A 12,024-nucleotide genomic window follows, 5' to 3' on the forward strand; every position below is an offset into this window, starting at 1 on the left:
GGGCACAGGCAATAAAAAGCCCGCATCAAACGATGCGGGCTTTCTCATGCTTGCCGTAGGGCTCAGGCCGCCTTGGCCTCCTGCTGGCTCAGCGAGCGGTTCAGCGCGCTGAACAGTGCCTTGAAGCTGGCGGTGGTGATGTTTTCATCGATGCCTACGCCATGTACCGGGCGGCCACCGGCCACGCGCAGTTCAATGTAGGCCGCTGCCTTGGCATTGGTGCCCGCACCAATGGCGTGCTCGTTGTAGTCCATGATCTCCACGGCAATCGGCAAGCCAGCCACCAGTGCTTCCAGGGCGCCATTGCCCTTGCCGCGCCAGTGCAGGGTGGTTTCGCCTTCACCGGCCACTTCCACTTCCACGGCGCTGTGGCCGTTTTCTTCCTGCAGGCGATGGCTGACCAATGCGTATGGCGCGTTGGCCTGGAGGTATTCCTTGTGCAGCAGGCTGTAGATTTGCTGGGCGGTCATTTCCAGGCCAAGGCGGTCGGTTTCACCTTGCACCACTTGGCTGAACTCGATTTGCATGCGGCGCGGCAGGCTGATGCCATATTCCTGTTCGAGCAGGTAGGTGATGCCGCCTTTGCCCGACTGGCTGTTGACGCGAATCACCGCCTCGTAGCTGCGGCCGATGTCGGCCGGGTCGATCGGCAGGTACGGCACTTCCCACCGTTCGCCTTCCTGCTGCTTGGCGAAGCCCTTGCGGATGGCATCCTGGTGCGAGCCGGAGAACGCGGTGTGGACCAGGTCGCCAACATACGGGTGGCGAGGGTGCACTGGCAGCTGATTGCACTCTTCGACCACCTTGCGCACGCCGTCGATGTCGGAGAAGTCCAGCTGCGGGTCGATGCCCTGGGTGTAGAGGTTCAGTGCCAAGGTCACCAGGTCGACGTTACCGGTACGCTCGCCGTTGCCGAACAGGCAGCCTTCGGCGCGGTCGGCACCGGCCATCAGGCCCAGCTCGGTGGCTGCGATGCCGGTGCCACGGTCGTTGTGGCAGTGCAGGCTGATGATCACGCTGTCGCGGCGGCTGACGTTGCGGCAGAACCACTCGATCTGGTCGGCGTAGATGTTTGGCGTGGACACTTCCACGGTGGCCGGCAGGTTGAGGATGATCTTGTGTTCAGGTGTTGGGTTCCACACCTCGATGACCGCGTCGCAGACTTCCTTGGCGAATTCCATTTCGGTGGCGCTGAAGGTTTCTGGCGAGTACTGGAAGGTCCAGTGGGTTTCCGGCTGCTGGGCAGCGTATTTGACGAACAGCTTGGCCGCGTTCACCGCGATGTCCTTCACGCCTTGCTTGTCCTGATTGAAGACGATGCGGCGGAACGACGGGCTGGTGGCGTTGTACAGGTGGACGATGGCTTTCTTGGCACCGCGCAGCGACTCGAAGGTGCGGGCGATCAGGTCTTCACGGGCCTGGGTGAGCACCTGGATGGTGGTGTCGTCCGGGATGTGGCCGTCCTGGATCAGGGTGCGCACGAAGTCGAAATCGGTCTGCGAGGCAGACGGGAACGAGGCTTCGATTTCCTTCACGCCCACCTGCACCAAGGTCTTCCAGAAGCGCAGTTTCTTCTCCGAATCCATCGGCTCGATCAGCGACTGGTTGCCATCACGCAGGTCGGAGCTGCACCAGATAGGTGCTTCGGTGATGGTCTTCGACGGCCAGGTGCGGTCAGGCAGGTCGATGGTCGGGAAAGCGCGGTACTTCTTCGAAGGGTCTTTGAGCATGGTCATGGAAGCAATCCTTTTGTGTGCGGCCGAGATCGGGCCTGCCGAGCAATAACGAGATGAGGAGGCGAGGCGACGCGATTCAGCCTGGTAGTCGGGCGCTGACCAGGCAGAGGCTGCGATGTTGTCGGAGCAGGATGAGGGTGCTGAAGGTTTTCATGCCTTCAAACTTAACCAGTGGGGTGGGGGATGGCAAGTGTTCGGGGAAAATTGAGAGAAATGCTTAAAAAAAGCTGCTCGGCGAGATTTTATAGCTGGATTTTGTTAGGTGCTTCTGGATGCTTGCGTAGTATTTTTCGAAGGCGCAACACAGAGGTTTTGCTGCAGGCCGTGTGAGCCCTATCGCGGGTAAACCCGCGATAGGGCTGGCACAGGTCTCAGGGTTGGAACGCGCCAATGAAAATCGCCGGGTCCACCCGCGCATCATTCAGGCTGACGTTCCAGTGCATGTGCGGCCCGGTTGCCCGCCCGGTCGAACCTACGCGCCCGACCACCTCGCCCCGGCGCAGTTGCTGCCCCACCTGCACGTCGATCTTCGACATGTGGCAGAACATGCTGATAAAGCCCTGCCCATGGTCGACGAATACCGTGCGGCCATTGAAGAAGTAATCCCCCACCAGGATCACCTTGCCATTGGCCGGGGTCTTGATCGGCGTGCCCGCAGGCACCGCGAAGTCCAGCCCGGCATGCGGGTTGCGTTCTTCACCGTTGAAGAAACGGCGCACGCCGAACTTGCTCGACAGCGGGCCGTTGACCGGCTTGTCGAGGATCAGGTTACTCGGCAGGCTCGGGCTGAAGCTGCGGTAGGCCTTGATCTGCTCGGCCAGCTCGCGGTCGATGCGCTTGAGGTCGGCCGGGTTCGGGTTGACCTGGCGGGTGTTCTTCAGGGTAATGCGCTGCTCAGGGTACTTTTTACTGCCGACGCTGAAAGGCAGGGAGCGCCCGCCTTGGTTCAGCATTGCGGTGCCGGGCTTCTGGGTCAGCGGGATGCCGACGATGGCCAGCCAGTTGTCCTGTTCCTTCACCACCAGCACTGGCTTGCCGTCGAAACGGGCACTGGGCGCGCTGGCGGCGGGGCCCAGGTCGACCACTGCCACGCCGCCCGGGACCGGTTTGTTCAGGGTGCGGGTGATGTAGCTGGCCTGGGCGCCGCCAGCCAGCAGCAGCAGGGAAAGGGCAAGCAGGGGCGCGAACAGGCGGGGCATGTGTCAGTCCAGTAGTGAGAGGGTGACCGGGGTCTGGTGGTTGTCTTCGACCCGCACCAGCAGCTCGCCTTCGTTCAGGCGGGCGGTGAGGCGCTGGCCATTGCGGGTTTGTTCGGCGCTGCGAATGGCCTGGCCCTGGTCGTCCAGCAGGATGCTGTAGCCGCGGGCGAGGGTGGCCAGCGGGCTGACCACCTGCAGGGTTTGCAGTTGGGCCTGGAAGCGTTGGCGACGGTCTTTCAACACATCGCGCATGGCCCGTGGCAGGCGCTCGGCCAGGCTGTCCAGGCGTTGTTTCAACAGCTTCAGGTTACGCCCCGGGTGCTGCGCGGCCAGGCGGGTGTCCAGGCGCGCCAGGCGTTCGCGGCGCTGGTTGAGGTTGAGCATGAAGGCGCGACGCAGGCGCATGTCCAGGTCGTCCAGGCGCTGTGCCTGCTGACGCAAGCGCTCGCCTGGGTGGCGCAGGCGCCGGGTCAGTGACTCCAGGCGCAGGCGGTCGTGGGTCAGGCGGTTCTGCATGCGCAGCAGCAGGCGCCGCTGCAGGCCATCCAGGCGTTGCTGCAGGCCGCTGTTGTCGGGGGCCAGCAGCTCGGCGGCGGCAGACGGGGTGGGCGCGCGCATGTCGGCGACGAAGTCGCTGATCGATACGTCGGTTTCATGGCCCACGGCGCTGACTATCGGGGTGACGCAGGCGGCCACGGCACGCGCCACGGCTTCTTCGTTGAAGCACCACAGGTCCTCCAGCGAGCCGCCACCACGGGCCAGGATCAGTGCATCGAAGCCAAGGCTGTCGGCCAGGCGAATGGCGCGCACGATCTGCGCGATGGCTTCGCGGCCTTGTACTGCCGTAGGAACCAAGTTCAGTTCCACCTGCGGGGCGCGGCGGCCGAACACGCTGATGATGTCGCGGATCACAGCGCCCGTGGGCGAGGTGATGATGCCGATGCGTTGCGGGTGGGCTGGCAGCGGCTTCTTGCGTTCGGTGTTGAACAGCCCCTCGGCACCGAGCTTTTCCTTCAGCGCCTCGAAGGCCAGCCGCAAGGCACCATCGCCGGCCGGCTCGACGGTGTCGAGAATCAGCTGGTAGTCGCCACGCCCCTCGAACAGCGAAACCTTGCCGCGCACCCGCACCGCCAGGCCGTCGCGCAGGGCCTGGCGCACCCGTGTGGCGTTCTGTCGGAACAACGCACAACGCACCTGGGCGCCACTGTCCTTGAGGGTGAAGTACATGTGGCCGGACGCCGGGCGGGCGAGGTTGGAGATTTCGCCTTCCACCCAGACGCTGCGGAACACGTCTTCCAGCAGCACGCGGGCGCGGCCATTGAGTTGGCTGACGGTAAGGACCTCGCGGTCCAGGCCGAGTCGTTCGAAGGGGTCTTTGATCATGGCAGGCATCATAAAGGACATCAGCCCCGGTTGTCTGTCCCGGCCCTGTCACCGCATCTGTGGTCGGACCTGTCGCGGTCGCAGCTTCAAGCCTGCATCGTCGTTACGAACTGCCGCACCATCTGCCCCGCATCGCGTCGACAGGCCAGCGCCACTGTGCTCTGGCAGTCACCCTCCAGCGCCACGAAGCTGACCGACGCCGGCGCGATTTCGCGCATGCACGCTGGCAACAGCGCCACCCCAAACCCCGCTTGAATCAGCTGCAACTGCGTCGTCTTGCGTGACAACACCTGCGCCGCCTGCGGGAAGAAGCCAGCGTCCATGCACAACGAGGCCGACAGATAGCTCAAGCCGCCGCGATCTCGGTGCGGGATGGAAATGAAGCGTTCTTCCCGCAGTCGCTCCAACTGAACTTGCTGGGCGTTGGCCAAGGGATGCCCAGCGGCGACCGCCAGCAGCAAGGGCTCGCGGAACAGTTCATGCAGCACCACACCTTCATGCTGGCGCAGCACCGGCAAACGCAGCAGGCCGATATCCAACCGCCCGCCAGCAATATCTTCCAGCTGTGCCTCCGACGATTGCTGTGCAATCTCCAGTGAAACCCCGGGGTTGTCCTTCAGGTAGTTGCCCAGGCGACCCAGCAACGGGCCTGTCACCGGTACGGTGCTGGAATGGTTCAGGCGCAGGCTGCCTTTCAGCCCGTCGCCGATGTCGCGGGTAACCCGCTCGGCCTGTGCCAGGTCGGCCAGCAAGCGGCGGGCCCGCTCCAGAAATGCCTGCCCGGCCAGTGTCAGGCGTGGCAGGCGCGCGGTGCGCTCGAACAGCGGCGTGCCCAGTTGCTGTTCCAACGCCGTGATCTGCCGGCTCAATGCCGACTGGGCGATGTACAACCGCTCGGCGGCACCGCTGAAGCTGCCGCATTCGGCGATTTCCACGAAGTAACGCAACTGGCGGATCGACGTCATGTCATGCCTTTTCGAGATGGCTGTGGCGATAAAGGCATATTAGTCGGCATGACTCATCGCTGGCTAACCTTTGCCTGTCTTCCCAGGAACTGCCGCCATGCTTGCTCAATTGTCGTTTTCCGGCCTTGATTGGCTACCCATTCTGCTGGGTGTCGGCGTTGCCTACATCGTCTTCGGTATCGCCGGCTTTGGCACCGCGCTGGTGGCCGGCCCGGTGTTGATCCACTTCATGCCTTTGTCTCGCATCATCCCGCTGCTGGTGTTGCTGGACTTTGTCGCCGCCTTCGGCAACCTGCTGCCGTCGCGCCGGGATGTAGTGCGCGGCGAGTTGCTGCGGCTGCTGCCGTTCATGGCCCTGGGTTGCACGTTGGGCGTGGTGTTCCTGCTGCAGTTGAAGTCCGACCTCTTGCTGCTGTTGATGGGGGTGTTCGTGACCGCCTATGCGCTGTACGGGCTGGCAGTCAAAGTGCGGCCGGCCAGTCTGTCGGGCTTGTGGGCGGTGCCGATGGGGACGGCAGGCGGGTTGTTCGGGGCCTTGTTCGGTAGCGGTGGGTTTCTTTACGCCCTTTACCTGAGCGCGCGGCTGGAAGTCAAAGAGCAGGTGCGTGCCACTCAAAGCGCGCTCATCAGTTGCAGCACGGTAGTGCGCCTGACGCTGTTCCTGATTGCCGGCGTTTATGCTGACCAAAGCCTGCTGCTGCTCGCCGCCTGCTTGCTGCCAGTGATGTTCGTCGGGCTCTGGGTGGGGCGCAGGTTGACCAACCGGCTGTCCCGTGAAGCTTTCGTGCGCCTGGTCACCTGGTTGGTGCTAGCCAGCGGCCTGGCGTTGATCGGTCGCTACCTGAGCGCCTGAGCGGTAGAATTGCGCCATTACCGCAGTCTTTCAGGCTTGACCCGTTCATGAACACCCAGAGCATCATCGTTCCCAAACTGTCTACCGTCCCGGTGCACGAAGCCCGTGCCCGCGCCATCCTGCGTTGGCTGGTGCGCGAAAAGGTGGTCGAGGAACAGCTGACCACCTGTGGCCGCACCGGCAACCGCATGGGCCATGCCCTGGCGGCAGGGGCGCGCAAGGTGGCCCTGCACCCGGAAAAACTGCCTTTCGGCGCGCAGGCCAACGGCCTGGAAGTGATGCTCAAGCGCTGCATCTATACCCCCACCGAGGGCTTCCTCGAAGAAGCCGGTTGCCCGGAGTGCCGGCGCGAGGTGGGCGAGCCGCTGTTCGAAAGCCTGGAAGAGTGGATGCCGGGAGTGAGCGATAACTTCACGTGCCCGCTGTGCGGCTTCGAAGATGACATCAATGGCTTCATTTACCTGCAGCCATGTGCCTTTTCCAACCTGGGGTTCATCTTCAACAACTGGGGCGAGGCCGGGTTCACCCAGGCCTTTCTCGACAGCTTCGCCGACTGGCTCGACCAGCCGGTGGCCGTGGTACAGGTAAAACTGCCACAAGGCTGACCGAAGGCCCTTATTTTGCATTGAGCGGCGCGCCGTGCATGAGTATAATGGCGCGCTTCCATTTTTCCCGCCCGGGAGCCCCCGCGATGCTGCGTATCAGCCAAGAAGCCCTGACCTTCGACGATATCCTCCTTGTACCTGGCTATTCCGAGGTACTGCCTAATGAAGTCAGTCTCAAGACCCGTTTGACCCGTGGCATCGAGCTGAACATTCCGCTGGTTTCCGCCGCCATGGATACCGTGACCGAAGCGCGTCTGGCCATTGCCATGGCCCAGGAAGGCGGCATCGGCATCATCCACAAGAACATGACCATCGAACAGCAGGCCGGCGAAGTACGCAAGGTCAAGAAGTTCGAGGCTGGCGTGGTCAAGGACCCGATCACCATCGAGGCCGACGCCACCGTGCGCGACCTGTTCGACCTGACCCGCCTGAACAACATCTCCGGCGTTCCGGTACTGGCGAATGGCGACCTGGTCGGCATCGTCACCTCCCGTGACGTACGCTTCGAAACCCGCCTGGACGCCAAGGTCCGCGACGTGATGACGCCCAAAGAGCGTCTGGTCACTGTCCGCGAAGGCGCCGACAAGAACGAAGTCCGTGAGCTGCTGCACAAGCACCGCCTGGAAAAAGTCCTGATCGTTGACGACAAGTTCAACCTCAAAGGCATGATGACCGTCAAGGACATCGAAAAGGCCAAGGCCTACCCGCTGGCCAGCAAGGACGACCAAGGTCGCCTGCGTGTCGGCGCCGCCGTCGGCACCGGCAAGGACACCGGCGAGCGTGTTGCTGCCCTGGTAGCCGCAGGCGTTGACGTGGTGGTGGTCGACACCGCCCACGGCCACTCCAAAGGCGTGATCGACCGCGTGCGCTGGGTGAAAGAAACCTACCCGCAAGTGCAGGTGATCGGCGGCAACATCGCCACTGGCGCTGCTGCCAAGGCCCTGGCCGAAGCGGGCGCTGATGCCGTCAAGGTCGGTATCGGCCCGGGCTCCATCTGCACCACCCGTATCGTTGCCGGTGTCGGCGTGCCGCAAATCAGCGCCATCGCCAACGTCGCAGCCGCACTGGAAGGCACTGGCGTACCATTGATCGCCGACGGCGGCATCCGCTTCTCCGGTGACCTGTCCAAGGCCATCGTTGCCGGTGCTTCCTGCGTGATGATGGGTTCGATGTTCGCCGGTACCGAAGAGGCCCCAGGCGAAGTCGAACTGTTCCAGGGCCGTTCCTACAAGGCCTACCGCGGCATGGGCTCGCTGGGTGCCATGGCACAGGCGCAAGGCTCGTCCGACCGTTACTTCCAGGACTCCTCGGCCGGCGCCGAGAAGCTTGTTCCTGAGGGGATCGAAGGCCGTGTTCCTTACAAAGGCGCCCTGGCCGCGATCATCCACCAGCTGATGGGCGGCCTGCGTTCGTCCATGGGCTACACCGGCAGCGCAACCATCGAAGAGATGCGCACCAAGCCGGAATTCGTGCGCATCACCGGTGCCGGCATGGCCGAGTCGCACGTGCATGACGTGCAGATCACCAAAGAAGCCCCTAACTACCGCGTAGGCTGAGGCTTCCAGCTACAACCTAAAGCGGGGCTGTCACGACAGCCCCGCGTCGTTTCCGATTTCCACTGACGAGATTGAGTCATGGCCCTCGACATTCACGCTCACCGCATCCTGATCCTCGATTTCGGTTCCCAGTACACCCAGCTGATCGCCCGCCGCGTGCGCGAAATCGGCGTGTACTGCGAACTGCACCCGTTCGACATGGACGATGAAGCGATCCGCGAATTCAACCCGCGCGGCATCATCCTCGCCGGCGGCCCCGAGTCGGTTCACGAAGCCAACAGCCCGCGCGCGCCGCAGGCCGTGTTCGACCTGAACGTACCCGTGCTGGGCATCTGCTACGGCATGCAGACCATGGCCGAGCAAATGGGCGGCAAGGTCGAAGGTTCCGACCTGCGTGAGTTCGGTTATGCCCGCGTGGACGTGGTCGGCAAGAGCCGCCTGCTCGACGGCATCGAAGACCACGTTGACGACGACGGCGTGCTGGGCCTGGACGTGTGGATGAGCCACGGCGACAAGGTCACCCAGATGCCGGGCAACTTCAACATCCTGGCCAGCACCCCAAGCTGCCCGATCGCCGGCATGTACGACGATGCCCGCGGCTACTACGGCGTGCAATTCCACCCGGAAGTGACCCACACCAAGCAGGGCGGTCGCATCCTGTCCCGCTTCGTGCAGGACATCTGCGGCTGTGAAGCCCTGTGGACCGCGTCCAACATCGTCGAAGACGCCATCGCCCAGGTGCGTGCACAAGTAGGTTCGGCCAACGTCCTGCTGGGCCTGTCCGGCGGTGTTGACAGCTCGGTGGTTGCCGCGCTGCTGCACCGTGCCATCGGCGACCAGCTGACCTGCGTATTCGTCGACAACGGCCTGCTGCGCCTGCACGAAGGTGACCAGGTGATGGCCATGTTCAAAGAGAACATGGGCGTCAAGGTGATCCGTGCCGATGCTGAAAAGCAGTTCCTCGACAACCTGGAAGGCGAAGCCGACCCAGAGAAGAAGCGCAAGATCATCGGCCGCACCTTCATCGACATCTTCGATGCCGAAGCCAGCAAGCTGGAAAACATCCAGTTCCTCGCCCAAGGCACCATCTACCCGGACGTGATCGAGTCGGCGGGTGCCAAGAGCGGCAAGGCCCATGTGATCAAGTCGCACCACAACGTGGGTGGCCTGCCAGAGGAAATGAACCTCAAGCTGGTCGAGCCGCTGCGTGAACTGTTCAAGGACGAAGTGCGCAAGATCGGCCTGGAGCTGGGCCTGCCGTACGACATGGTCTACCGCCACCCGTTCCCAGGCCCGGGCCTGGGCGTGCGTATCCTCGGTGAAGTGAAGAAGGAATACGCCGACATCCTGCGTCGCGCCGACCACATCTTCATCGAAGAACTGCGCAAGGCCGATTGGTACCACAAGACCAGCCAGGCGTTCGTGGTGTTCCAGCCGGTCAAGTCGGTTGGCGTCGTTGGCGACGGCCGTCGCTACGCCTGGGTCGTGGCCCTGCGTGCCGTCGAGACCGTGGACTTCATGACCGCGCGTTGGGCGCACCTGCCGTACGAGCTGCTGGAAACCGTCAGCGGCCGTATCATCAACGAAATCGACGGTATCTCGCGCGTTACTTACGACGTGTCGAGCAAGCCGCCTGCCACTATCGAGTGGGAATAAGTTGAGCCACAAGGGCGCCGTAAGGCGCCCTTGTCGTATCTGTTTCCTGTGCTGGCCCCTTCGCGGGTAAAACCGTGAAGGGGCCAGCACAGGCCGATACAAGACTTCACTTAATCTTTCCCATTTGCAGGTGTATCGTATTCGCCCTTCATCGCCAGCCAATGCTGGCAGCTTGATTGCGCAGAACACGAGGTACCCGCACCGATGTCCTTCACCCGTCGACAAATGCTCAAGGGCCTCACTGGCCTGGTTGTGGTTGGCCTGGGCGCCGGTGGCGCGGCGCGTTACTGGCTGGGCAAGGTCGAAGATGACAACGCCGGCCACGATTATGAGCTGATTGCAGCGCCCCTGGACGTCGAATTGGTGCCGGGCTTCAAGACCGAGGCCTGGGCATTCGGCCCGTCGGCACCGGGTACCGAGCTGCGCGTGCGCCAGGGCACCTGGTTGCGGGTACGCTTCATCAACCACCTGCCGGTCGAGACCACCATCCATTGGCACGGCATCCGCCTGCCGCTGGAAATGGACGGCGTGCCGTATGTCTCGCAACTGCCAGTCAAGCCGGGCGAGTATTTCGATTACAAGTTCCGCGTACCAGACGCCGGCAGCTACTGGTATCACCCGCATGTCAGCAGCTCCGAAGAGCTGGGCCGTGGCCTGGTTGGGCCGCTGATCGTCGAAGAGCGCGAACCGACTGGCTTCCTTCATGAGCGCACGCTGAGCCTGAAGAACTGGCATGTAGACGAGCAAGGCGCCTGGCTGCCCTTCAGCATCCCGCGTGAGGCCGCGCGCAACGGCACCGCCGGGCGCTTGATCACCATCAATGGCCAGGCCGACTCGGTCACCGAGCTGCCAGCCGGCCAGGTGGTGCGGGTGCGTCTGCTGAACCTGGACAACACCTGGACCTACCGCCTCAATCTCAAGGGCAACTGCGAAGCGAAAATCTATGCCCTGGACGGCAACCCAGTGACCCCACGGCCATTGGAAGACGACTACTGGCTTGGCCCCGGCATGCGTATCTGCCTGGCTATCCGCATTCCCCAAGCGGGTGAGGAAATCTCCCTGCGCGACGGTTTCGTGCGCCTGGGCACCCTGCGTTCAGTGGCCAGCAATGACGCGCCAAGCGACTGGCCGCCAGCGCTGCCACCCAACCCGATCGCCGAGCCAGACCTGGAGAATGCCGAAAAGCTCAACTTCAATTTCGAGTGGGCGGCGAGCGTCACGGTTACCCCTGACCCCGACAAACCGTCCAGCATGTGGCAGATCAACGGCCAGGCCTGGGACATCACCGACAAGACCTGCGCCGACCGCCCCATCGCCACGTTGCAGAAGGGCAAGAGCTACATTTTCGAGCTGAAGAACATGACCCAGTACCAGCACCCGATCCACCTGCATGGCATGAGCTTCAAGGTGATCGGCTCCAATCGCCACGACATCAAGGAGCCGTGGTTTACCGACACCTACCTGCTGGGCAAGAACGAGCGCGCCCAGGTTGCACTGGTGGCGGATAACCCAGGTACCTGGATGTTCCATTGCCACGTCATCGACCACATGGAAACCGGCCTGATGGCCGCGATCGCGGTGGTCTGATGCGTCCGCAGATCATCGATCGCAGCCGCGATCAGGAGTTCATGCGCCTGGCCCTGGCGCTGGCTGCCGAGGGCGCGGCGTTGGGCGAGGTGCCGGTGGGTGCGGTATTGGTGCAGCATGGGCAGGTGATTGGCCAGGGCTTCAACCGGCCGATCATCGACAGCGACCCGAGTGCGCATGCTGAAATGGTGGCCATCCGCGCAGCGGCGAAAGCGGCCAGCAACTACCGGCTGCCCGGCAGCACCCTGTACGTGACCCTGGAGCCGTGCAGCATGTGTGCAGGGCTGATCGTGCATTCGCGGGTGATGCGGGTGGTGTTTGGCGCGCTGGAGCCCAAGGCGGGGATCGTACAGAGCCAGGGGCAGTTCTTCGGCCAAGGGTTTCTGAACCACCGGGTGATGGTGGAGGGTGGAGTGCTGGCGGAGGCGTGCGGGCAGATCCTCAGCGAGTTCTTCAAGGCCCGCCGGGCCAAAGGCTGACCTGT

At 63.2% G+C, this 12,024-nt stretch carries 10 protein-coding genes; 6 read left to right on the forward strand and 4 right to left on the reverse strand.

Annotation, left to right across the window (positions count from 1 at the left end; all coding sequences use genetic code 11):
* Positions 1-62: 62 nt before the first annotated feature.
* The 4 genes from leuA to AB5975_15400 form a co-directional block, all read right to left on the reverse strand.
* Positions 63-1,736 carry a 2-isopropylmalate synthase gene (gene leuA, locus AB5975_15385; GenBank protein ID XDR18080.1) on the reverse strand — a complete coding sequence of 558 codons (1,674 nt, stop codon included), beginning with the start codon at positions 1,734-1,736 and terminating at the stop codon, positions 63-65.
* 371 nt (positions 1,737-2,107) lie between these two features.
* Positions 2,108-2,935: a peptidoglycan DD-metalloendopeptidase family protein gene (locus AB5975_15390; protein ID XDR18081.1), complete on the reverse strand. Its 828-nt coding sequence runs from the start codon at positions 2,933-2,935 to the stop codon at positions 2,108-2,110.
* Between the two features lie 3 nt (positions 2,936-2,938).
* The gene (gene xseA, locus AB5975_15395) at positions 2,939-4,318 is read right to left on the reverse strand and encodes an exodeoxyribonuclease VII large subunit (protein ID XDR18082.1); all 1,380 of its coding nucleotides are present in this window, start codon (positions 4,316-4,318) and stop codon (positions 2,939-2,941) included.
* 86 nt (positions 4,319-4,404) lie between these two features.
* Positions 4,405-5,283, reverse strand: a complete 879-nt coding sequence (locus AB5975_15400; protein XDR18083.1) for a LysR family transcriptional regulator — start codon at positions 5,281-5,283, stop codon at positions 4,405-4,407.
* Positions 5,284-5,380: 97 nt separating this feature from the next.
* Between AB5975_15400 and AB5975_15405 the strand changes: the two genes are divergently transcribed.
* The 6 genes from AB5975_15405 to tadA all read left to right on the forward strand — a co-directional run bounded on the left by AB5975_15405 (position 5,381) and on the right by tadA (position 12,019).
* Complete coding sequence (locus tag AB5975_15405; protein ID XDR18084.1) at positions 5,381-6,136, forward strand: sulfite exporter TauE/SafE family protein; 756 nt, start codon at positions 5,381-5,383, stop codon at positions 6,134-6,136.
* A gap of 47 nt (positions 6,137-6,183) precedes the next feature.
* Entirely contained in the window at positions 6,184-6,741 is a 558-nt protein-coding gene (locus tag AB5975_15410; GenBank protein ID XDR18085.1) for a sugar ABC transporter ATPase, read from the forward strand.
* An 86-nt stretch (positions 6,742-6,827) separates the two neighbouring features.
* Positions 6,828-8,297, forward strand: coding sequence for an IMP dehydrogenase (gene guaB / locus AB5975_15415; GenBank protein XDR18086.1), 1,470 nt, complete (start codon positions 6,828-6,830; stop codon positions 8,295-8,297).
* A gap of 78 nt (positions 8,298-8,375) precedes the next feature.
* On the forward strand, positions 8,376-9,953 hold the full coding sequence (guaA, locus tag AB5975_15420; protein ID XDR18087.1) for a glutamine-hydrolyzing GMP synthase: 1,578 nt from the start codon (positions 8,376-8,378) through the stop codon (positions 9,951-9,953).
* A 204-nt stretch (positions 9,954-10,157) separates the two neighbouring features.
* Entirely contained in the window at positions 10,158-11,540 is a 1,383-nt protein-coding gene (locus AB5975_15425; protein XDR18088.1) for a multicopper oxidase family protein, read from the forward strand.
* Positions 11,540-12,019: a tRNA adenosine(34) deaminase TadA gene (tadA, locus tag AB5975_15430; GenBank protein XDR18089.1), complete on the forward strand. Its 480-nt coding sequence runs from the start codon at positions 11,540-11,542 to the stop codon at positions 12,017-12,019. Before AB5975_15425 ends, tadA begins: the two co-directional genes overlap by 1 nt.
* Positions 12,020-12,024 lie beyond the last annotated feature (5 nt).

The sequence above is a fragment of the Pseudomonas putida genome, assembly GCA_041071465.1.
In the GTDB taxonomy this organism is placed as follows: Bacteria; Pseudomonadota; Gammaproteobacteria; order Pseudomonadales; family Pseudomonadaceae; genus Aquipseudomonas; species Aquipseudomonas putida_P.

Coding starts and splice junctions, on each gene's coding strand:
- guaA (XDR18087.1), top strand. CDS start 8,376: ATGGCCCTCGACATTCACGCTCACCGCATCCTGATCCTCGATTTCGGT.
- AB5975_15410 (XDR18085.1), top strand. CDS start 6,184: ATGAACACCCAGAGCATCATCGTTCCCAAACTGTCTACCGTCCCGGTG.
- AB5975_15400 (XDR18083.1), bottom strand. CDS start 5,283: ATGACGTCGATCCGCCAGTTGCGTTACTTCGTGGAAATCGCCGAATGC.
- tadA (XDR18089.1), top strand. CDS start 11,540: ATGCGTCCGCAGATCATCGATCGCAGCCGCGATCAGGAGTTCATGCGC.
- xseA (XDR18082.1), bottom strand. CDS start 4,318: ATGATCAAAGACCCCTTCGAACGACTCGGCCTGGACCGCGAGGTCCTT.
- leuA (XDR18080.1), bottom strand. CDS start 1,736: ATGACCATGCTCAAAGACCCTTCGAAGAAGTACCGCGCTTTCCCGACC.
- AB5975_15390 (XDR18081.1), bottom strand. CDS start 2,935: ATGCCCCGCCTGTTCGCGCCCCTGCTTGCCCTTTCCCTGCTGCTGCTG.
- AB5975_15405 (XDR18084.1), top strand. CDS start 5,381: ATGCTTGCTCAATTGTCGTTTTCCGGCCTTGATTGGCTACCCATTCTG.
- guaB (XDR18086.1), top strand. CDS start 6,828: ATGCTGCGTATCAGCCAAGAAGCCCTGACCTTCGACGATATCCTCCTT.
- AB5975_15425 (XDR18088.1), top strand. CDS start 10,158: ATGTCCTTCACCCGTCGACAAATGCTCAAGGGCCTCACTGGCCTGGTT.